Source organism: Streptomyces sp. NPDC005811 (genome assembly GCF_040630405.1).
GTDB lineage: Bacteria > Actinomycetota > Actinomycetes > Streptomycetales > Streptomycetaceae > Streptomyces.
Map to the genome: position 1 here is coordinate 90761 of NZ_JBEXXK010000040.1, position 22217 is coordinate 112977.

The window sequence follows — 22217 nt, forward strand, 5'->3', positions numbered from 1 at the left end:
GTCGAGATGAGGAGAGCACAAGCAATGTCGGAGTTCGTGCGTGAGGGGCGGCTGTTCCGGGTGGTGAGCTTCGCTCCGTCGCACCGTCAGCTCATCCTGCGGAGCGACGCCACGCTGATCGACGGGACGGACACTCGCGTCGAGGTGTACTTCGGGCATGTGGAGCTGATGCTCCTCAAGCCCATCTATCGGAACGGGCTACGCGTACGCCGGGCCTCGGAGACGGAGTTCGCCAAGCTGCGGGAATGCCATGATCTCGCAGCGGACGATGCGGTCTCGACCTGGATGATCGACCCGGACGGTGGCAGCTTCGTCCTCTCCGGCGATCCTGCATGGCGGGAAGCGGCCTGCAGGTTCGAGGACCCGTCGTTGTTCGACTTCTCCCAGTCCTGGCCCCCGGACGTCCCGGTGGAATCGGGCACCGTCGGCTGAGGCCGGTCTGACACACGCTGAGGGCGCCCCCCTGCCACAGGGGGGCGCCCTCAGCGCTGTACAAGCCCCTTGCGGGGGAGGGTGGTTCAGTCGATCGCGCCGCCGCCCAGGTGGTGGACGCGGAGCATGTTGGTGGTGCCGGGGACGCCGGGGGGCGAGCCGGCGGTGATGATGACGGTCTCGCCCGGGTTGAAGCGGTTGATCTTCGCGATCTCCTGGTCGACCATGTCGACCATTTCGTCGGTGGTGTTGACGAAGGGGACCACGTGCGACTCGACGCCCCAGCTGAGCGTCAGCTGGTTGCGGGTGCCCTCGTCGGTGGTGAAGGCGACGATCGGCTGCTGCGCGCGGTAGCGGGAGAGCCGGCGGGCGGTGTCACCGGACTGGGTGAAGGCCACCAGGCCCCGGCCGCCGAGGAAGTCGGCGATCTCGCACGCGGCGCGCGCGATCGAACCGCCCTGCGTCCGCGGCTTCTTGCCCGGCACGAGCGGCTGCAGGCCCTTGGAGAGCAGCTCCTGCTCGGCCGCGGTGACGATCTTCGACATCGTCTTCACGGTCTCGATCGGGTAGGCGCCGACCGAGGACTCCGCCGACAGCATGACCGCGTCCGCGCCGTCCAGGATCGCGTTGGCCACGTCGGAGGCCTCGGCGCGGGTCGGACGGGAGTTGGTGATCATCGACTCCATCATCTGGGTCGCCACGATCACCGGCTTGGCGTTGCGCCGGCACAGCTCGATGAGGCGCTTCTGCACCATGGGGACCTTCTCGAGCGGGTATTCGACGGCGAGGTCGCCACGGGCGACCATCACGGCGTCGAACGCCATCACGACGTCCTCCATGTTCTCGACCGCCTGCGGCTTCTCCACCTTGGCGATGACGGGAACCCGGCGGCCCTCCTCGTCCATCACGCGGTGGACGTCGGTCACGTCCTTGGCGTCACGGACGAAGGACAGCGCGACCATGTCGCAGCCCATGCGCAGTGCGAAACGGAGGTCCTCGATGTCCTTCTCGGACAGCGCGGGCACGTTGACCGCCGCGCCGGGCAGGTTGATGCCCTTGTGGTCGGAGATGACACCGCCCTCGATGACGATCGTCTTCACCCGCGGGCCCTCGACGTCCAGGACCTTCAGCTCGACGTTGCCGTCGTTGATGAGGATCTGGTCGCCGCGGTCGACGTCACCGGGCAGACCCTTGTACGTCGTGCCGCAGATCGTCTTGTCACCGGGGACGTCCTCGGTGGTGATGGTGAACTCGTCACCCCGCACCAGCTCCACCGGACCCTCGGCGAAGGTCTCCAGACGGATCTTCGGGCCCTGGAGGTCGGCGAGGACACCGATGGCCCGGCCGGTCTCCTTGGAGGCGGCCCGGACCCGGTCGTAACGGCCCTGGTGCTCGGCGTGCGTGCCGTGGCTGAAGTTGAAGCGGGCCACGTTCATGCCGGCATCGATCAGGGCGACGAGCATCTCGTGGGAGTCGACCGCGGGGCCGAGAGTACAGACGATTTTCGAACGGCGCATGGGGCGATCCTATCGGTTTGTTTCGCTACGGAATATTCCGTCTGGCGGAAGATACAAATGGGCGGGTTGTTGCTCAGTTGCTTTCCTGCTCAGTTTGTCTGTCCGACCAATGCGTACGTCTGCGTGGCGATCTCGAGTTCCTCGTCCGTCGGCACCACGGCGACCGCCACCCGGGCGCCCGCGGGCGAGATCAGGCGGGGCTCGTCGCCCCGTACGGCGTTGAGTCCGCCGTCCACCGCCAGGCCCAGGGTCTCCAGGCCCGCGACGGCCGCCGCGCGCACCTCGGCCGCGTTCTCGCCGACCCCCGCGGTGAACGCGACCGCGTCCACCCGCCCGAGGACGGCGTAATAGGCGCCGATGTACTTCTTCAGACGGTGAATGTAGATGTCGAAGGCGAGCCGCGCCCGTACGTCGCCCTCGTCGATCCGGCGCCGGATCTCCCGCATGTCGTTGTCGCCGCACAGTCCGACGAGCCCGCTCTTCTTGTTGAGAAGAGTGTCGATTTCATCGATGGACATTCCGCCAACTCGTGCCAAATGGAAGATGACGGCCGGATCGACGTCCCCCGAGCGCGTCCCCATCACCAGTCCCTCCAGCGGCGTCAGGCCCATCGAGGTGTCCACGCAACGGCCCCGCTCGACCGCGGAGGCGGACGCCCCGTTGCCGAGGTGCAGCACGATCACGTTCACCTCTTCGGGTGCCTTGCCGAGCAGCTCCGCCGTCGCCCGGGAGACGTACGCGTGCGAGGTCCCGTGGAAGCCGTAGCGCCGTACCCGGTGCGCGTCGGCGGTCTCCACGTCGATCGCGTAGCGCGCGGCGGCCTCCGGCATCGTCGTGTGGAACGCGGTGTCGAACACGGCGACCTGGGGCAGATCGGGCCGCAGGGCCCGGGCGGTGCGGATCCCGGTGAGGTTGGCTGGGTTGTGCAGCGGCGCGACCGGGATCAGCCGCTCGATCTCGGCGAGGACCGTGTCGTCGACGACCGTCGGCTCGGTGAACAGCTTCCCGCCGTGCACCACCCGGTGCCCGATGGCGGCCAGCTCGGGCGAGTCCAGCCCGAGCCCGTCCCGGGCCAGTTCCTCCGCCACGGCCTTCAGCGCGGCGCCGTGGTCGGCGATCGGCCCGGTCCGCTCGCGGGTCTCCCCGCCGGCCGCGAGCGGCGTGTGCTTCAGCCGCGAGGTCCGCTCACCGATGCGCTCGACGAGCCCGCTCGCCAGCCGGTCGCCCTCCCGCATGTCGAGCAGCTGGTACTTCACCGACGAGGAGCCGGAGTTGAGGACGAGGACGCGGGTCGCGGTCACTGCTGGGGAGCCTTCTGGTCGAGGGGCTGGGCGACGGTCTGGTCGAGGTTCTGGGCCTGGATCGCCGTGATGGCGACGGTGGTGACGATGTCGGGGACGAGCGCGCCCCGGGACAGGTCGTTGACGGGCTTGCGCAGCCCCTGGAGCACCGGCCCGACGGCGATCGCGCCGGCCGAACGCTGCACGGCCTTGTAGGTGTTGTTGCCCGTGTTGAGGTCCGGGAAGATCAGCACACTGGCCTGGCCCGCCACCTCGGAGCCCGGCAGCTTGGTCGCCGCCACACTGGGCTCGACCGCGGCGTCGTACTGGATCGGACCCTCGATCTTCAGATCGGGCCGCCGGGAGCGCACCAGCTCGGTGGCCTCGCGCACCTTGTCGACGTCGGCGCCCGACCCGGACGTGCCCGTCGAGTACGACAGCATCGCGATCCTCGGCTCCACGCCGAACTGGGCGGCGGTGGCGGCCGACTGGATGGCGATGTCGGCGAGCTGCTCGGCGTTCGGGTCGGGGTTGACCGCGCAGTCGCCGTAGACGAGGACCTTGTCGGCGAGGCACATGAAGAACACGGACGAGACGATGTCCGCGTCCGGCTTCGTCTTGATGATCTCGAAGGCGGGCCGGATCGTCGCCGCCGTGGAGTGCACGGACCCGGAGACCATGCCGTCCGCGAGCCCCTCCTGCACCATCAGCGTGCCGAAGTAGTTCACGTCGGAGACGACGTCGTACGCCAGCTCCACGGTGACGCCCTTGTGGGCGCGGAAGTGCGCGTACCGCTCGGCGAAGGCGTCCCGCAGCTCACTGGTCGCCGGGTCGATCACCTGGCAGTCGCCCAGGTCGATCCCGAGGTCGGCGGCCTTCTTGCGGATCTGGTCCTCCGGCCCGAGCAGCGTGAGGTCGCAGACACCGCGCCGCAGCAGCACCTCGGCCGCGTGCAGCACCCGCTCCTCGGTGCCCTCCGGCAGCACCACCCGCCGCCGGTCGGCGCGGGCCTGCTCCAGCAGCTTGTGCTCGAACATCATCGGCGTGACACGGTCGGTGCTGGGGGCGGAGACGCGCTTGAGGAGACCGGCGGTGTCGACATGCCGCTCGAACAGCCCGAGCGCGGTCTCGGCCTTGCGCGGGGTGGCCGCGTTCAGCTTGCCCTCCAGGGAGAACAGCTGCTCGGCGGTGGGGAAGCTGTTGCCGGGCACCGCCAGGACGGGGGTGCCGGGGGCCAGCCGGGCGGCGAGGGTGAGGATCGCGTCGCTCGGGACCTCGTCGAGGGTGAGCAGCACCCCGGCGATCGGCGGGGTGCCGGCGCTGTGCGCGGCGAGCGAGCCGATGACCAGGTCGGCCCGGTCGCCCGGGGTGACCACCAGAGCGCCCGGGGTGAGGGCGTTGAGGAAGTTCGGCAGCATCGCGCCGCCGAAGACGAACCCGAGGGCGTCGCGGGCGAGCCCGGAGTCGTCGCCCAGCACCACCCTCGCGCCGAGCGCGTGGCTGACCTGGGCGACGGTCGGCGCGGACAGGGCGGGCTCGTCGGGCAGCACGTAGGAGGGGACGGGCAGCCGCTTCGCCAGCGCCTCGGCCATCTCGTCCCGGTCCTCGCGGACGACCAGGTTGGCGACCATGGCGAGGATGTCGCAGCCGAGCGCCAGATAGGCGCGGTAGGCGTTGCGGGTCTCGGCGAGCACGGACTCCGCGGTCTGCCTGCGGCCGCCGACCACGGGGATCACGGACGCGCCGAACTCGTTGGCGAGACGCGCGTTGAGGGCCAGCTCGTCCGGGAACTGGGTGTCGGCGTAGTCCGTGCCCAGGACGAGGACGACGTCGTACGCGCGGGCGACCCGGTGGAACCGCTCGACGAGGGTGGAGACCAGTTCGTCCGCGCCCTGCTCGGCCTGGAGGGTGGACGCCTCGTGGTAGTCCATGCCGTAGACCGTCGCCGGGTCCTGGGTCAGCCGGTAGCGGGCCCGCAGCAGCTCGAACAGCCGGTCCGGCCGGTCGTGGACGAGCGGCCGGAAGACGCCCACCCGGTCCACCTGCCGGGTCAGAAGCTCCATGACCCCCAGTTCGACGACCTGCCTGCCGTCGCCGCGGTCGATACCGGTCACGTACACGCTGCGGGTCACGCGAGCACTCCGTTTCGTCTGGTGATGTGTCGAGGCCGTGTGGGGGGCCGGGCGCTGTGGGGGCCGGGATCATAAAAATCGCCCACCTGGGTGAGCAGAACCCTCTTGACAATACCTCTGCGCGTGGATAAGGCGCCCGTCAAGAGACAGTGCCCTCGGCGGCGTGGAACAATCGGACCTGGCTCACCGGCATCAACACCGAGCAGGAGACACAGCACGATGCGCATCGGAGTTCTCACCGCAGGCGGCGACTGCCCCGGCCTGAACGCAGTGATCCGGTCGGTCGTGCACCGCGCGGTCGACAACTACGGCGACGAGGTCATCGGCTTCGAGGACGGGTACGCCGGTCTCCTGGACGGCCGTTACCGCAGTCTCGACCTCAACGCGGTGAGCGGCATCCTGGCCCGCGGCGGTACGATCCTCGGCTCCTCGCGCCTGGAGCGCGACCGGCTGCGCGAGGCCTGCGAGTCCGCCTCGGACATGATCCACGACTTCGGCATCGACGCGCTGATCCCGATCGGCGGCGAGGGCACGCTGACGGCGGCCCGCATGCTCAGCGACGCCGGTCTCCCGGTGGTCGGCGTTCCCAAGACCATCGACAACGACATCTCCTCCACCGACCGCACCTTCGGCTTCGACACCGCGGTCGGCGTGGCCACGGAGGCGATGGACCGCCTGAAGACCACGGCGGAGTCCCACCAGCGCGTGATGGTCGTCGAGGTCATGGGCCGCCACGCGGGCTGGATCGCCCTGGAGTCGGGCATGGCGGCGGGCGCCCACGGCATCTGCCTCCCCGAGCGCCCCTTCGACCCCGCCGACCTGGTCAAGATGGTCGAGGAGCGCTTCTCGCGCGGCAAGAAGTTCGCCGTGGTGTGCGTGGCGGAAGGCGCCCACCCCGCCGAGGGCACCATGGACTACGGCAAGGGCGCCATCGACAAGTTCGGCCACGAGCGCTTCCAGGGCATCGGCACGGCCCTCGCGTACGAGCTGGAGAAGCGGCTCGGCAAGGAGGCCCGGCCGGTCATCCTCGGCCATGTCCAGCGCGGCGGCGTCCCCACGGCCTACGACCGCGTCCTCGCCACCCGCTTCGGCTGGCACGCCGTGGAGGCGGCCCACCGCGGCGAGTTCGGCAGGATGACGGCCCTGCGCGGCACCGACGTGGTCATGGTCCCGCTGGCCGAGGCGGTCACCGAACTGAAGACGGTCCCGAAGGACCGGATGGACGAGGCGGAGTCGGTCTTCTAAGCCGGCTTCCCCGCCGGGGACGGGGTGCCGCGGGGCGTCGTACGGCCGGAGCGGTCATCGCCCCTTCCCCGCCGCCCCCTTCACCCACCGGTAGACCAACTCGGGCCTGCCCACCTGCCCGTACTGCGGTTTGCGTTCGGCGCGGCCCGCCTCCACCAGGTGTTCCAGATAGCGCCGGGCGGTGATCCGGGAGATGCCGACCGTCTCGGCCACGCCCGCCGCCGTCAGGCCCTCCGGGGCCTCGCGGACGGCCTCGGTGACGCGTTCCAGGGTCGGGGCGCTCAGGCCTTTGGGCAGGGCCGCCGGGGTCGGGGCGCGCAGGGCGGCGAGGGCGCGGTCGACCTCGTCCTGGCCGCTCGCCTCGCCGGCCGCGCCGCGGAACTCCGCGTAGCGGACCAGACGGTCGCGCAGCGTCGCGAAGGTGAAGGGCTTCAGGACGTACTGGACGACACCCAGGGAGACGCCCTCGCGGACCACCGTCAGATCGCGGGCCGAGGTCACCGCGATGACGTCCGCGTGATAGCCCGCCGCCCGCAGGGAGCGGGCCAGTTGGAGGCCGTGCGCGTCCGGCAGATGGAGGTCGAGGAGGAGCAGGTCCACCGGGGTGCGGTCAAGCAGGCGCCGGGCCTCCGCGCCCGTGTGCGCCTTCCCGACCGCGACGAACCCCGGCACCCGCCCGACGTACATGACATGCGCGTCCGCGGCCACCGGATCGTCCTCGACGACCAGCACTCTGATGGGCCCACCCGGTACTTCCGGTGTCTCCGGCACTTCCGTCATCCTTTGCCTCCTGGTACCGCCGTCGCCCGCCGCAACGGCAGCCGCACCATGAACGCGGCCCCGCCGCCGTCCGCCTCCGTCACCGACAGCGTCCCCTCGTGCCGGTGCACGGCCTGCCGGACCAGGGCGAGACCGAGACCACGCCCCCCGGGACCCGAGGGCTTCGTCGAGAAGCCCCGCTCGAAGACCAGGGAGGCGTGGGCAGGATCCACCCCCGCGCCGGTGTCCGCCACCCCCAGCAGCAACTCGTCCCCCCGGGTGCACGCGGTCACCGTGACCCGCGCCCGTACGCTGCCCTGCGCCGCGTCCACCGCGTTGTCGATCAGGTTGCCGAGGATGGTGACCAGGTCCCTGGCCGGCAGCGACGGCGGCAGCAGACCGTCGTCCAGCCCGCTGTCCTGCGACACCACCAGCTCCACGCCCCGCTCGTTCGCCTGGGCCGTCTTGCCCAGCAGCAGCGCCGCGAGGACGGGCTCGCTCACCGCGGCCACCACCTGGTCGGTCAGCGCCTGGGCCAGCTCCAGCTCCGCCGTGGCGAACTCGACCGCCTCGTCCGCCCGGCCCAGCTCGATCAGCGAGACCACGGTGTGCAGCCGGTTCGCCGCCTCGTGCGCCTGCGAGCGCAGCGCCTGGGTGAAACCCCGCTCGGAGTCCAACTCGCCCATCAGGGACTGGAGTTCGGTGACATCCCGGAGCGTCACGACCGTACCCCGGCGTTCTCCGCCGGACACCGGTGACGTATTGAGCACCAGCACCCCCGCCGTCGTCAGATGCACCTCGTCGACCCGCGGCTCGGAGGCCAGCAGCGCGCCCGTCAGCGGGGCCGGCAGCCCCAGGTCCGCCACCGACCTGCCCACGACGTCCCCCGGCACCCCGAGCAGTTCCCGTCCGCCGTCGTTGATCAGCGCCACCCGGTACTGCCCGTCCAGCATCAGCAGCCCCTCGCGCACCGCGTGCAACGCCGCCTGGTGGTAGTCGTGCATCCGGCTCAGCTCGCCGGCGTTCATCCCGTGGGTGTGCCGGCGCAGCGAGGCGTTGATGACGTACGTCCCCACCGCGCCCAGCAGCAGCGCGCCCGCCGCCGCCGAGAACAGGGCCGTGACCTGGTCCTGGACCCGCTTGCTGATCGCCTCCACCTTGATCCCCGCGCTGACCAGCCCGATGATCCGGTCGCCGTCCTCGATCGGGGTGACCGCCCGCACGGACGCGCCCAGCGTGCCGGTGTACGTCTCGGTGAAGGTGTCGCCGGCCAGGGCCTTCGCCGTGTTCCCGCGGAAGTGCTGCCCGATCTCCTTCACCTCCGGGTGGGTCCAGCGGATGCCCTCCGGATTCATGATCGTCACGAAGTCGACCTCGGTGTGCTTCATGACGCGCATCGCGTACGGCTGGAGCTCGGCCGTCGGGTGCGCCGTACCGATGGCCGTCCGCACCGAGGGGGAGTCGGCGACCGAGCGGGCCACCGCGGTGGCCTGGCGGCCCGCGGCCTCCTCGGCCTGGGTGCGGTCGCTGACGTACGTGAACAGCGCGTACCCGGCCACGAGCACCGCTATCAGCACGGCCTGCATGGCGAAGAGCTGGCCGGCCAGGCTGCGGGGTCTCGGCACACGGACGGGGAGGTGCATGTCGTCAGTGTGCCTCCCGTGTTAAGCGCGAACTAAATGAACGTAAGGGTGACCGCCCTCACAGGCCCGGCGATAGTCACTGCATTCCCCTTATCTCCCCGGACGTGAGCCGCACGCCGGTGATGCCGACGAAGACGTCAAGGAGGGCAGCCGTGGCCGCCAGCACCACCCCCAATACGGCACCTGCCGCACCCGCTGGGAAGCGGGACCGCACCCACTATCTCTACATCGCCGTCATCGCCGCCGTGGCGCTCGGCATCGCCGTGGGTCTGATCTGGCCCGACCTGGGCGTCGAGCTCAAGCCGCTCGGCACCGGGTTCGTGAGCCTGATCAAGATGATGATCTCCCCGATCATCTTCTGCACGATCGTGCTCGGCATCGGCTCCGTACGGAAGGCCGCCAAGGTCGGCGCCGTCGGCGGTATCGCGCTCGGCTACTTCCTGGTGATGTCCCTGGTGGCGCTGAGCATCGGCCTCGTCGTCGGCAACATCCTCCACCCGGGCGACGGGCTGCACCTCACCGACGCCATCAAGGCCACCGGCCACGACCAGGTCTCGGACGAGGCGCTGCCGCCGGTCGAGTTCGTCCTGTCGATCATCCCGACCACGTTCCTGTCCGCGTTCACCGAGGGCCAGGTCCTGCAGACCCTGCTGGTCGCCCTGCTCGCCGGCTTCGCGCTCCAGGCCATGGGCAACGTCGGCCAGCCGGTGCTGCGCGGCATCGAGCACATCCAGCGGCTCGTCTTCCGCATCCTCGCCATGGTCATGTGGGCCGCCCCGATCGGTGCCTTCGGCGCCATCGCCGCGGTCGTCGGTTCGGCCGGCCTGGACGCGCTCAAGAGCCTCGCCGTCCTGATGCTCGGCTTCTACGTCACCTGCTTCCTCTTCGTCTTCATCGTCCTCGGTGTGCTGCTGCGGGCGGTCGCGGGCCTGAACATCCTGGTCCTCTTCAAGTACCTCGCCCGTGAGTTCCTGCTGATCCTGTCCACCTCCTCCTCCGAGTCCGCGCTGCCGCGCCTCATCGCGAAGATGGAGCACCTCGGTGTCAGCAAGCCCGTCGTCGGCATCACCGTCCCGACCGGCTACTCCTTCAACCTCGACGGCACCATGATCTACATGACCATGGCGTCCCTCTACATCGCCGACGCCCTCGGTACGCCGATGTCGATCGGTGAGCAGATCCCGCTGCTGCTCTTCCTGCTCCTCGCCTCCAAGGGCGCGGCGGGCGTCAGCGGCGCCGGTCTGGCCACGCTGGCCGGCGGGCTCCAGTCCCACAAGCCGGCCCTGGTGGACGGCGTCGGCCTGATCGTCGGCATCGACCGCTTCATGAGCGAGGCCCGCGCCCTGACGAACTTCGCGGGCAACGCGGTCGCCACCGTCCTGGTCGGCACCTGGACCAAGGAGATCGACAAGGCCCGCGTCCAGCAGGTCCTCGCCGGTGAGCTGCCCTTCGACGAGACGACCCTGCTCGACGAGGGCGAGACCGTCACAGGCGGCGAGGTTCCCGAGCCCCGCGAGGACGGCGAGAAGGAACTCGCCAAGGCCTGACGGCCGTACCGCAGGACCCCGCCGTACCGCAGGACCCTTCGCAGGACCCCCCGAACCCCGGGTGTCCGGCCCCGCCTGAACCGGGGCCGGACACCCGGACCAGGCCCGGGCGGCTGAGCGCTCCCCCGTAGCTCAGCCGCCCGGCTTCTTTGTGTGCCGTTACGGATCCTCACCGACCTCTTACCCGGGTCCACTAGCCTGCCGCGCCGACAGGGCGACGGGAGGCACGGGGGATGAAGATCGACTGGGACCGGCGGACCTGCGCCCGGCGCGGGCATGTGACGTACGCGCCGGACGAGCGGGCACTGCGGGTACGGCTGACGGCACGGACCGCGCTCGGCGAGGTCTGGCGCTGTCTGCGCTGCGGCGACTTCGTGCTCGGCGAGCCGCACGGCTCGGGCCCCGCCGGCGGCGCCCCGCTCGTCCCGCGCGGCAAGGTCCTCCGGGACCTGTTCGTGCTCCGCTTCCTCGCGATCGAGCGGGCCGTGCGCGGGGTCTTCATCGTGCTGGTCGCGGCGGCCGTGTGGAAGTTCAGCAACTCCCGCGACGCGGTCCACCGCCTCTTCGACGAGTACCTCGACGTCTTCCGCCCGGTCTTCCGGCACTTCCACTACGACCTCGACCACTCGCCGGTCGTCGGCACCCTCCAGAAGACCTTCGGCTACCGGCACTCCACCCTGATGCTGGTGGCGGGGCTGCTCCTCGCCTACGCCCTGATCGAGCTGGTCGAGGCGGGCGGCCTCTGGTACGCCAAGCGCTGGGCGGAGTACCTGACGGTCGTCGCCACCGCCGCCTTCCTCCCCCTGGAGATCTACGAGCTCACCGAGCACGTCAGCTGGCTGAAGATCGGCACGCTGGTGCTCAACGTCCTCGCCGTCCTCTACATCCTGCTGACCAAGAGGCTCTTCGGGCTGCGCGGCGGGCACCGCGCCTTCGAGGCGGAACGCCGCAGCGCGTCCCTGCTGGAGGTCGAGGAGTCGGCGGGGCTGCCGGTGGGCGAACCGCTCTTGCCTTGACGTCGGCGTCAAGTCGTACGGTCGGGGGCATGCGAATCGGCGAGCTGGCCGCACGGGCCGGGACCACCACGCGGACGCTGCGGTACTACGAGTCGCGGGGGCTGCTGCCCGCGCGGCGCGGGGAGAACGGCCACCGGACCTACGACGAGGACGACCTGAAGCTGCTGCGGCAGATCAGGACGCTCCAGGACTTCGGGTTCGGGCTGGAGGAGACCAGGCCGTTCGTGGAGTGCCTGCGGGCCGGTCACCCCGAGGGCGACGCGTGTCCGGCGTCGCTCGCGGTCTACCGGCGCAAGCTGGACGAGCTCGACGCGCTGATCGGTGAGCTGCGGACGGTGCGCGAGCAGGTCGCGGGGCAGCTGGTGCGGGCCGAGCGGGCGCGGGACGCGCTGGCCGCCGAGGCGCAGGTTCCGGGGGGTCCGGAACCCGGGTGCGAACTGGGAGGCCGGTAGATGGTGACCGATGTGACGGACGCGGACTTCGAGACCGAGGTGATCGGGTCCGAGCTGCCGGTGCTGGTGGAGTTCACCGCCGACTGGTGCCCGCCGTGCCGGCAGATGGGGCCGGTGCTGAAGGCGCTCGCCTCCGAGGAGGGGGACCGGCTGAAGGTGGTGCAGCTGAACGTGGACCACAATCCGGAGACGACCAACGCCTACAAGGTGCTGTCGATGCCGACGTTCATGGTGTTCCGGGGTGGTGAGCCGGTGAAGGCGATGGTGGGCGCCCGGCCGAAGCGCCGGCTCCTGGAGGAGCTGTCGGACGTGCTCTGACCCCACTCTGACCTGCGGCAGCGCAAAGAAATCCCCCGGGCAATTGCGCCCGGGGGATTTCTTTGCGTATATTCGATGGTTCGTGACTTCGAGATTATCGGGTCACAAAGAAGTTCAGTGAGCACAGTATATCCGGGCGGGAGCGGAATTGTCAAACACCGGCTTTCCAGACAGTGAATTGCGGCACGAGCAGGAATTCATCGACGGCCTGTACGCCCGTGTGGACGCCCTGCGCGGTGACACCGAGGCCTCCGTCGGCGACGCGCTCGCCCAGGGGAACACGCCCATGCAGGCGCGCCTGGAGCGGGACATCCTGGTCGCCGAGCGCTCGGGGCTGCTGGCCGCGCTCAACGCCGTCGACGGCTCGCTCTGCTTCGGCCGCATCGACCTCACCTCGGGCGTCAGCCACCACATCGGCCGGATCGGGCTGCGCGCCGACGACGCCGACCGCACCCCCGTGCTGATCGACTGGCGGGCGGACGTGGCCCGTCCGTTCTACCTGGCCACCGGGCACACCCCGCTGGGTCTGCGCCGCCGCCGGCACCTGAGCACCGAGGGCCGTACGGTCACCGCCCTGCACGACGAGATCCTCGACCTCGGCGACCAGGAGCGCACCGGCCACGAGGACCCCACCGGCGACGACGTCCTGCTCGCCGCGCTGAACACGGCGCGCACCGGCCGGATGCACGACATCGTGCAGACCATCCAGGCCGAACAGGACGAGATCATCCGCGCCCCGCACCGGGGCGTCCTGGTCGTCGAGGGCGGCCCCGGCACCGGCAAGACCGCCGTCGCCCTGCACCGCGCCGCCTACCTCCTCTACGAACACCGCGAACTGCTCGCCAAGCGCGCCGTCCTCATCGTCGGCCCCAACCCCGCCTTCCTCGGCTACATCGGCGAGGTGCTGCCCTCCCTCGGCGAGACCGGCGTCCTGCTGGCGACCGTCGGCGAACTGTTCCCCGGCGTGAGGGCGACGGCGACCGACACCCGGGAGGCCGCCGCGGTCAAGGGCCGCGCCGACATGGCCGACGTGCTCGCCGAGGCCGTCCGGGACTGGCAGTCGCTGCCCGATCCGGTGATCGCCATCGAGCACGACCGGGAGGTCCTGATGCTCGACGACGGCCTGGTCGAGGTCGCGCGCGAGCGCACCCGGGCCGCGCGGCTGCCGCACAACGTGGCCCGCGAGCACTTCGAGGGCCACATCCTCAACACCCTCACCGAGCTGTACGCCGAGCGCGTCGGCACCGACCCCTACGACGGCTCCAGCCTCCTCGACGCCGGCGACATCACCCAGATCCGCGACGAGCTGGCCGAGAACCCCGAGGTGTGGGCCGCGATCGACCAGCTCTGGCCGCGGCTGACCCCGCAGCGCCTGGTCGCGGACTTCCTCGCCGACCCCGTCGGGTACCTCCCCGACGAGGACGCCGCCGCCGTACGGCGCCCGGTGACCCGGGCCTGGACCGTGGCGGACGTCCCGCTCCTCGACGAGGCCGCCGAGCTGCTGGGCTGGGACGAGCGGGTGGCGCGGGTCCGCGCGGAGCGGGAGCGCGAGACGCAGGTGGCGTACGCGCAGGGCGTGCTGGACGTGTCGTACGCCTCCCGGACGTACGAGTTCGAGGGCGTCGACGACGAGGACAGCGAGGTCCTGTCCGCGCACGACATCATCGACGCCGAGCGGTTCGCCGAGCGGCAGGAGGAGGACGACCACCGCAGCGCCGCCGAGCGCGCCGCCGCCGACCGGACCTGGGCGTTCGGGCACATCATCGTCGACGAGGCGCAGGAGCTGTCCCCGATGGCCTGGCGGCTGCTCATGCGGCGCAGCCCGACCCGCTCGATGACCCTGGTCGGCGACCCCGCGCAGACCGCGGAGGCGGCCGGTGTCGGCTCCTGGGCGAAGATCCTCCAGCCGTACGTCGAGGACCGCTGGGAGCACACCCGCCTCGGCGTCAACTACCGCACCCCCGCCGAGATCATGGACGTCGCGGCGGCCGTCGTACGCGCCGAGGACCCGGACTTCGAGCCGCCGAGCTCGGTGCGCTCCACCGGGGTGCGGCCCTGGGCGCGCGCCACCGACGACCTGCCCGAGGCGGTCGCCGAAGCGGTGCAGGAGCTGACGCCCGCCGAGGGCCGGCTCGCCGTCATCGCCCCGCGCCATCTGCACCGCAGGCTCGCCGCCCGGCTGGAGGGGGTGACGGCGGGCGCCGAGCCGGACCTCACCCGGACCGTGGTGCTGCTCGACCCGCGCCAGTCCAAGGGCCTCGAGTTCGACTCGGTGCTGGTGGTCGAGCCGGGCCTCTACGGCACCAGCGACCTCTATGTCGCCCTCACCCGGGCCACCCAGCGCCTCGGCGTGGTCCATACCAAGGAGCTGCCGAAGGCGCTGGTGACAGCCCTGGCGTAACGCGGGATCACCAAGACGTAACAGTTCGTGCCGTGATCACTGCGCGTGCACGGCCGGTGCGGTAAGCGTTGCCGTATGGAAGCCCAGCACCACGCCACCGCACCGGCCGACAGCCCCGACCTCGCCTCGCTGGCCGTCCAGCCGCTCCTCACCGCGGAGTTCGACGCCGACCCCGGCGCGGTGTACCGGCGGCTGCGCGCCGCCTACGGCCCCGTGGCGCCCGTCGGCCTGATGGGCGTACCGGTGTGGCTGGTCCTGGACTACCGCGAGGTCCTGGAGGTCCTGAAGAACGAGAGCCAGTGGCGCCGGGACGTACGGCACTGGCGGGCCCGCGCGCAGGGCGAACTGCCGTACGACTGGCCGCTGCTCGCGGGCTACGAAGTCCGCCAGATGATGTTCATGGACGACGAGGAGCACCGCGCCGCCCGCCGCACCCACCACGCGGCCCTGCGCCCCTTCCAGGACCCCAAGAGCCCTGTCGGCTGGGAACTGCGCCAGGCCGTCGCCCGGTACGCCGACGAACTCGTCGCCCTGCTCGCCGCCGAGTCCGGCCGCACCGGCCACTGCGACCTGGGCGCCCAGTACACCCGCCCGCTGCTCCTGATGGTCACCACCAAACTCTTCGGCTGCCCGGTCGACCTCGGCGACGAACTGGTCATGGACCTGTGGCGGATGCTGGACGGCGGCCCCGACGCGGGCCCCGCCACCGGCCGGGCGCTGGCCGCCTTCACCCGGCTCGCCGCGCACCGCCGCGCCCGCCCCGGCGACGACCTCACCTCGTACCTGATGCTGGCCGACCCTGAGCTCGACGACGAACAGCTGGGCCGGGAGCTGTTCATGAACGCCGTCTACCTCAACGACATCACCGGCAACATGGTCCTCAACACCCTGCTGGAGGTGTTGCGCGGCAACGCCACCGTGCGTCGCAGCCTGTCGGCGGGCCAGCTCGGCGAGACCGTCAACCGGGCCGCCCTCGCCAACCCGCCGGTCGCCAACATGTGCTTCCGGTTCGCGGCGCGGGACGTGCGGCTCGGCCGGTTCTGGATCCGCGCGGGCGACATCGTCTCCCCGTCCTCCGCCGCCGCCCACCAGGACCTGCTGGCCATCGGCTCCTCCACGATGGTCGGCTCCACCGTCTCCACCCGGGCCCACCTAGGCTGGGGCGCCGGCCCCCACCAGTGCCCGAGCGCCGCCCGTGAACTCGGCGCCCTGATCGTCTCCACCGCCGTCGGCCGGGTCTTCGACCACTTCGCCCAGGCCGAACTCACCCTCCCGCCCGACCAGTTGCCCTGGCGCTCCGGCCCGGTGGTACGCGGCCTGAAGGTCCTCCCGGTCCGCTACGAACTCTCCCCCGACACCCCGGCCCTGCACCGCCCCGACCCGGCCCTCCTCCCCGCCGTCCCCCACCAGGAGACCCAGGCGAGGGGCCTCCTGGCGGCCCTGCGCCGCCTGATGTCCGGCAGCAGGAAGGAGAGTTAGGCCGGTCGCAGAAAGGAGAGTCAGGCCGGTCGCAGCCACACCGTCGCCAGGGGTGGCAGGGTCAGGCGGATGCTGGCCGGGCGGCCGTGCCAGGGCTGGGGTTCCGGCTTCAGCGGGTCGGGGTGCCCGACGCCGCCGCCGCCGTAGCGTTCGGCGTCGGTGTTGAGGGTCTCGTGCCAGGCCGGGATGTCCTCGGGGACGCCGAGGCGGTAGTCGTGGCGGACGACGGGGGAGAGGTGGGAGACGCACAGCAGGGGTGCGCCCTCCGCGTCGTGGCGCAGGAACGCGAAGACGTTGTCGTCGGCGGCGTCCCCGACCACCCACTCGAAGCCGGCCGGATCGGTGTCCCGCTGCCACAGCGCGGGCGTCGCCCGGTAGGCCGTGTTGAGGTCGCGGACCAGGTCGCGCACCCCCCGGTGGTCGGGCTCGGCCCCGTACGCCGAGTCCAGCAGCCACCAGTCCGGGCCGTGCGCCTCCGACCACTCCGCGCCCTGCGCGAACTCCTGCCCCATGAAGAGGAGCTGCTTGCCGGGGTGGGCCCACATGAAGCCCAGGTAGGCCCGCAGGTCGGCGCGCTGCCGCCACCAGTCGCCCGGCATCTTCGACACCAGGGAGCGCTTGCCGTGCACCACCTCGTCGTGGGAGATCGGCAGCACGTAGTTCTCGCTGTACGCGTACACCATCGAGAAGGTCAGCTCATGGTGGTGGTACTTGCGGTGCACCGGCTCGTGGGCCATGTACTGGAGCGAGTCGTGCATCCAGCCCATGTTCCACTTCAGCCCGAAGCCCAGCCCGCCGAAACCGCTCGGGCCGCGGTGGTGGGTGGCCCGGGTGACCCCGTCCCACGCGGTCGACTCCTCGGCGACCGTCACGACCCCCGGGTTGCGCCGGTAGACCGTCGCGTTCATCTCCTGGAGGAACGCCACCGCGTCCAGGTTCTCCCGGCCGCCGTGCTCGTTCGGCGTCCACTGGCCCGGCTCGCGCGAGTAGTCGAGGTAGAGCATCGAGGCGACGGCGTCCACCCGCAGCCCGTCGATGTGGAACTCCTCGCACCAGTAGGTGGCGTTGGCGACGAGGAAGTTGCGCACCTCGCGCCGCCCGAAGTCGAACTCCAGCGTCCCCCAGTCGGGGTGCGCGGCACGCAGCGGGTCCTCGTGCTCGTACAGCGGCCGCCCGTCGAACTCCGCGAGCGCCCACTCGTCGCGCGGGAAGTGCGCCGGCACCCAGTCCATCAGGACGCCGATGCCCGCCCGGTGCAGCGCGTCCACCAGGCACTTGAAGTCGTCCGGGGTGCCGAGCCTGGCCGTCGGCGCGTAGAACCCGGTGACCTGGTAGCCCCAGGAGCCGCCGAAGGGATGCTCGGCGACCGGCATCAGCTCGACATGCGTGAAGCCCAGGTCACTCACATAGGAGGGAAGTTGCCGGGCGAGTTGGCGATATGTCAGCCCCGGCCGCCAGGAGGCGAGATGGACCTCGTACACCGAGAACGGGGCCTCGTGCACGGGTATCTCCCCCCGCCGCGCCAGCCACTCCTCGTCGCCCCACTCGTACCGCGAGGTGTGCACGATCGACGAGGTCGCGGGCGGTACCTCCGTGCGCCGGGCCAGCGGATCGGCGCGCAGGGTGTGCGAGCCGTCCGGGCGGGCGATGTCGAACTTGTACAGCTCGCCCTCGCCGACCCCCGGCAGGAACACCTCCCACACCCCCGAGGAGCCCAGCGAACGCATCGGACACCCGGTGCCGTCCCAGAAGTTGAAGGACCCGGCCACCCGCACCCCGCGCGCGTTCGGCGCCCACACCGAGAAGCGGGTGCCGGGCACCCCCTCGTGGACCGTCGGGTGCGCGCCCAGCGCCGTCCACAGCTCCTCGTGCCGGCCCTCGCCGATCAGATGCAGGTCCAGCTCGCCCAGCGTGGGCAGGAAGCGGTACGCGTCCTCGGTCTCCAGGGCGGTGCCCTCGTACTCCACCAGCAGCCGGTACGCCGGGACCTCCGTCAGGGGCAGCAGCCCCGAGAAGAAGCCGTCCCCGTCGTCGTGCAGCTCCGCCCGCAGCCCGCCCGCGACCACGGTGACCGACCGCGCGTACGGCCGGAGCGCACGGAAGACGACCCCGCCGGGCCGCGGGTGCGCGCCCAGCACGGAGTGCGGGTCGTGATGGGTTCCGTGCAGCAGCCGCTCACGGTCGGCGGCGTCCGGGGCGGGGGAGAAGGACACATCCTTCTTCCCTTTCTTCCCGGCGGCCTTCTTGCCCTTCTTCGGGGGCTTCGGGGGAGTCACGTGCGGGGCCTCCTCAAGGCAGTTCGGGTGCGGCGAGGCGTGCTACGGCGGACAGCGGGACGGGCAGCCAGTCGGGGCGGTGCCGGGCCTCGTAGACGACCTCGTAGACCGCCTTGTCCGTCTCGAAGGCCCGCAGCAGCACCGGATCGGTGCGCGGATCGCGGCCCGCCGCCTCCGCGTACCCCGAGCAGTACGCCGACCGGCAGGCGTGCGCCCAGTCGGGGGCCGGCCGCTCGCCCGAGTGGGCCGCGTAGTCGAAGGACCGCAGCATGCCCGCCACGTCCCGCACCACGGGCTGCGGCATCCGGCGCTCCGCCGGCGGCCGGGCCGGCTCCCCCTCGAAGTCGATCAGCGACCACTGCCCGGACGGCGCCCGCAGACACTGCCCGAGATGCAGATCGCCGTGCACGCGCTGCGCGGTCCAGGTCTGCCCCTCCGCCGCCAGATCCGCCAGCGCGGTGAAGGCGGTGCGCAGCGCGGGCGCGTACGGCCGCAGCGTCGGCACCGCCTGCGCCGCAGCCTCCAGCCGTACGGCCATCCCCTCGACCATCGGCTGTATCTGCGCCGGTCCGAGCGTCACCGTGGGCAGCGCCCGGGCCAGCGCCCCGTGCACCTCGGCGGTGGCCCGCCCCAGCGCCCGCGCCTCCGCGCCGAAGTCCTCCCCCTTGGCCAGCTCCCGCAGCGCCAGCTCCCAGCCGTCCGTCGCGCCCTGCACATAGGGCTGGAGCACCCCGAGGACGTACGGCTCGGCGGCGCCGTCCTCCGCGTCCATCTCCAGCCAGGCGGTCGGCGCCGGCACCCGGGGGCAGCCCTCACGGGCCAGCGCCAGGGGCAGCTCCAGGTCGGGATTGACCCCGGGCGCGACCCGGCGGAACAGCTTCAGGATGAACGTATCTCCATAGACGACGGACGAGTTCGACTGCTCGGCGGTCATCAGCCGCGGGACCAGACCGGACCGGATCTCCTGCGCGGGGTCGCGCTCGCAGCGCAGGGCGCCGATCCGGGCCCGGGAGCGCAGCGCCTCCAGCAGCAGCTCGGCGGGCCGGGTGTCGTACAGGGCGTCGTACACCGTCCGCCCGGCCAGCGGTCCGTCGGTGACATGGCCGATCAGCGCGGGGGCCAGCCGGGGCGGCAGGGCCTCGCGGACCCCGATCAGCAGCTGGTAGCGGTCGCCGGGGCTGTCCGGCTGGTGGGCGCGCAGCACCAGGTGGTACAGGCCGAGCCGGGCGGCGGCGGGCAGCAGCTCGGTGGCCGCGACCAGCGAGAACCCGGTGACCGGGCGGCCCTTGCCGGCGAACCAGCGCTGCCGCGGCAGCCACTCCCGCAGCAACGGGTCCAGTGACGGGAGGAGGCCCGGGCTGATCGTGCCGGAACCGCCGGAACGTGTGACAGTCTTCGCCATGGCGTCACATTCCTTTCCCCGGGTGGTCGGGGTGTCACTGATGCGTGCCCCGGGCGGGACGGGGGAAACCGCCCCGCCGCGGGCCTTCTAGGCGCCTTCCCCGCGGAGCCGGAACCAGTAGAAGCCGTGTCCGGCCAGGGTCAGCAAGTAGGGCAGATCACCGATGGCCGGGAAGCGCACCCCGCCGAACAGCTCGACCGGGTGGCGCCCGTTGTACCGGCTCAGGTCCAGTTCCGTGGGCTGGGCGAAGCGCGAGAAGTTGTGCACGCACAGCACGAGGTCGTCTCCTCCTTCCCCGGGCAGGGGGGCCTCGCGGAGGAACGCGAGGACGGCCGGGTTCGAGGACGGCAGTTCGGTGTACGTCCCGAGGCCGAAGGCGGGGTTCTGCTTGCGGATCTCGATCATCCGGCGGGTCCAGTGCAGCAGCGAGGAAGGCGACGACATCGACGCCTCGACGTTGGTGACCTGGTAGCCGTAGACGGGGTCCATGATGGTCGGCAGATAGAGCCGCCCGGGGTCGCTGGAGGAAAAACCCGCGTTACGGTCCGGTGTCCACTGCATCGGGGTGCGGACGGCGTCGCGGTCGCCGAGCCAGATGTTGTCGCCCATGCCGATCTCGTCGCCGTAGTAGAGGATCGGCGAGCCGGGCAGCGACAGCAGGAGAGCGGTGAACAGCTCGATCTGGTTGCGGTCGTTGTCCAGCAGGGGCGCGAGGCGGCGGCGGATGCCGATGTTGGCGCGCATCCGCGGGTCCTTGGCGTACTCCGCGTACATGTAGTCGCGCTCCTCGTCGGTGACCATCTCCAGGGTCAGCTCGTCGTGGTTGCGCAGGAAGATGCCCCACTGGCACTTGGCCGGAATCGCCGGCGTCTTCGCCAGGATCTCCGAGACCGGATAGCGGGACTCGCGGCGGACGGCCATGAAGATGCGGGGCATGACGGGGAAGTGGAACGCCATGTGGCACTCGTCGCCGCCGGAGGCGTAGTCGCCGAAGTAGTCGACCACGTCCTCGGGCCACTGGTTGGCCTCGGCGAGGATCACCGTGTCCGGGTAGTGGGCGTCGATCTCCTTGCGGACCCGCTTGAGGAACTCATGGGTTGCCGGAAGGTTTTCGCAGTTGGTGCCCTCCCGCGCGTACAGGTACGGCACGGCGTCCAGCCGGAACCCGTCGATGCCGAGGTCCAGCCAGAACCGCAGGGCGGAGATCATCTCCTCCTGCACGGCCGGGTTCTCGTAGTTGAGGTCGGGCTGGTGGGAGAAGAAGCGGTGGAAGAAGTACTGCTTGCGGACGGGGTCGAAGGTCCAGTTGGAGACCTCGGTGTCGACGAAGATGATGCGGGCGTCGGCGTACTGCTTGTCGTCGTCGGCCCACATGTAGTAGTCGCCGTAGGGCCCGTCGGGGTCCTTCCTCGACTCCTGGAACCACGGGTGCTGGTCGCTCGTGTGGTTCATGACGAAGTCGATGATCACCCGCATGCCCCGCTGGTGGGCGGCGTCCACGAATTCCACGAAGTCGGCGAGGTCGCCGAACTCGGGGAGCACGGAGGTGTAGTCGGAGACGTCGTATCCGCCGTCGCGCAGGGGCGACTTGAAGAAGGGCGGCAGCCAGAGGCAGTCGACGCCGAGCCATTGCAGGTAGTCGAGTTTGGCGGTGATGCCCTTGAGGTCGCCGACACCGTCGCCGTTGCTGTCCTGGAAGGATCGGACGAGGACCTCGTAGAAGACGGCTCGTTTGAACCAGTCGGGGTCGCGGTCCTTGGCGGGGGTGTCCTCGAACGTGTCCGGAACGGGCTCGTTGACGATCATCGTGTGGGTGACCCTCCGATCTGCGGGTTGGACGGTCGCAGGACGGTGAGGACGTGCGCGGGCCGGGTGCCCGGTTCGAGGCGCACGTAGTTGGCCCTGCCCCAGTGGTAGGTCTCGCCGGTGAGCTCGTCGCGCACCGGCACCGACTCGTGCCAGTCCAGGCCGAGTTGCGGCATGTCCAACGAGACCGTGGCTTCCTGGGTGTGGTGGGGGTCGAGGTTGACGACCACCAGAACCGTGTTCGAACCGCTCTTCTTCGAGTAGGCGATCACCGCTTCCTTGTCGGTGTCGTGGAAGCGCAGCGTGCGCAGGGTGTGCAGGGCGGGGTTCTCCCGCCGGATGGTGTTGAGGCGGGTGATGAGGGGGGCGAGGGTGTCGGGGGTGTCCCAGTTCCGTTGTCTGAGCTGGTATTTCTCTGAGTCGAGGTATTCCTCGCTGCCGGGGCGCAGGGGGGTGTTCTCGCAGAGTTCGTAGCCGCTGTAGATGCCCCAGGTGGGGGAGAGGGTGGCGGC

General features: G+C 71.0%; 17 protein-coding genes. 8 read left to right on the forward strand and 9 right to left on the reverse strand.

Going from position 1 to position 22217, the window contains the following annotated elements; all coding sequences use genetic code 11:
* Positions 1-24 precede the first annotated feature (24 nt).
* A complete protein-coding gene (locus tag ABZ490_RS34935) occupies positions 25-432 on the forward strand; it encodes a hypothetical protein (RefSeq protein WP_358999425.1) in 408 nt (135 codons plus the stop codon).
* 86 nt (positions 433-518) lie between these two features.
* Here ABZ490_RS34935 and pyk read toward each other — a convergent pair whose 3' ends face one another.
* The 3 genes from pyk to pta form a co-directional block, all read right to left on the reverse strand.
* On the reverse strand, positions 519-1949 hold the full coding sequence (gene pyk, locus ABZ490_RS34940; RefSeq protein ID WP_358999428.1) for a pyruvate kinase: 1431 nt from the start codon (positions 1947-1949) through the stop codon (positions 519-521).
* 89 nt (positions 1950-2038) lie between these two features.
* Positions 2039-3250, reverse strand: a complete 1212-nt coding sequence (locus ABZ490_RS34945; protein ID WP_358999431.1) for an acetate kinase — start codon at positions 3248-3250, stop codon at positions 2039-2041.
* Positions 3247-5361: a phosphate acetyltransferase gene (gene pta, locus ABZ490_RS34950; RefSeq protein ID WP_358999434.1), complete on the reverse strand. Its 2115-nt coding sequence runs from the start codon at positions 5359-5361 to the stop codon at positions 3247-3249. Before pta ends, ABZ490_RS34945 begins: the two co-directional genes overlap by 4 nt.
* Before the next feature lie 219 nt (positions 5362-5580).
* Between pta and ABZ490_RS34955 the strand changes: the two genes are divergently transcribed.
* Positions 5581-6606, forward strand: coding sequence for an ATP-dependent 6-phosphofructokinase (locus ABZ490_RS34955; RefSeq protein WP_358999437.1), 1026 nt, complete (start codon positions 5581-5583; stop codon positions 6604-6606).
* A 54-nt stretch (positions 6607-6660) separates the two neighbouring features.
* Here ABZ490_RS34955 and ABZ490_RS34960 read toward each other — a convergent pair whose 3' ends face one another.
* Positions 6661-7386 (reverse strand): response regulator, encoded by a 726-nt coding sequence (locus ABZ490_RS34960; protein WP_358999440.1) that lies wholly within the window; start codon positions 7384-7386, stop codon positions 6661-6663.
* Positions 7383-9008: a sensor histidine kinase gene (locus tag ABZ490_RS34965; RefSeq protein ID WP_358999443.1), complete on the reverse strand. Its 1626-nt coding sequence runs from the start codon at positions 9006-9008 to the stop codon at positions 7383-7385. The genes ABZ490_RS34960 and ABZ490_RS34965 overlap by 4 nt, the downstream gene beginning before the upstream one ends.
* 152 nt (positions 9009-9160) lie before the next feature.
* Between ABZ490_RS34965 and ABZ490_RS34970 the strand changes: the two genes are divergently transcribed.
* From ABZ490_RS34970 to ABZ490_RS34995, 6 genes are all read left to right on the forward strand, one after another.
* Entirely contained in the window at positions 9161-10555 is a 1395-nt protein-coding gene (locus ABZ490_RS34970) for a cation:dicarboxylase symporter family transporter (protein ID WP_358999447.1), read from the forward strand.
* Positions 10556-10788: 233 nt separating this feature from the next.
* The gene (locus ABZ490_RS34975; protein ID WP_358999450.1) at positions 10789-11571 is read left to right on the forward strand and encodes a DUF2127 domain-containing protein; all 783 of its coding nucleotides are present in this window, start codon (positions 10789-10791) and stop codon (positions 11569-11571) included.
* A gap of 29 nt (positions 11572-11600) precedes the next feature.
* Positions 11601-12023, forward strand: a complete 423-nt coding sequence (locus ABZ490_RS34980) for a MerR family transcriptional regulator (protein WP_358999453.1) — start codon at positions 11601-11603, stop codon at positions 12021-12023.
* 3 nt (positions 12024-12026) lie between these two features.
* Positions 12027-12341 (forward strand): thioredoxin, encoded by a 315-nt coding sequence (gene trxA, locus ABZ490_RS34985; RefSeq protein ID WP_358999482.1) that lies wholly within the window; start codon positions 12027-12029, stop codon positions 12339-12341.
* Between the two features lie 178 nt (positions 12342-12519).
* On the forward strand, positions 12520-14742 hold the full coding sequence (locus ABZ490_RS34990) for a UvrD-helicase domain-containing protein (RefSeq protein WP_358999456.1): 2223 nt from the start codon (positions 12520-12522) through the stop codon (positions 14740-14742).
* Between the two features lie 75 nt (positions 14743-14817).
* Complete coding sequence (locus ABZ490_RS34995; RefSeq protein ID WP_358999459.1) at positions 14818-16221, forward strand: cytochrome; 1404 nt, start codon at positions 14818-14820, stop codon at positions 16219-16221.
* Positions 16222-16241: 20 nt separating this feature from the next.
* Here the strand turns inward: ABZ490_RS34995 and glgB are convergent, their stop codons facing one another.
* From glgB to ABZ490_RS35015, 4 genes are all read right to left on the reverse strand, one after another.
* Positions 16242-18497 carry a 1,4-alpha-glucan branching enzyme gene (glgB, locus tag ABZ490_RS35000; protein WP_358999462.1) on the reverse strand — a complete coding sequence of 752 codons (2256 nt, stop codon included), beginning with the start codon at positions 18495-18497 and terminating at the stop codon, positions 16242-16244.
* 13 nt (positions 18498-18510) lie between these two features.
* Entirely contained in the window at positions 18511-19899 is a 1389-nt protein-coding gene (locus ABZ490_RS35005) for a maltokinase (protein WP_358999464.1), read from the reverse strand.
* An 87-nt stretch (positions 19900-19986) separates the two neighbouring features.
* Positions 19987-21705: a maltose alpha-D-glucosyltransferase gene (gene treS, locus ABZ490_RS35010; protein ID WP_358999467.1), complete on the reverse strand. Its 1719-nt coding sequence runs from the start codon at positions 21703-21705 to the stop codon at positions 19987-19989.
* Positions 21702-22217: alpha-glucosidase C-terminal domain-containing protein (locus ABZ490_RS35015; RefSeq protein ID WP_358999470.1), on the reverse strand; the 516-nt coding region annotated here is incomplete at its 5' end. The genes treS and ABZ490_RS35015, both read right to left, overlap by 4 nt.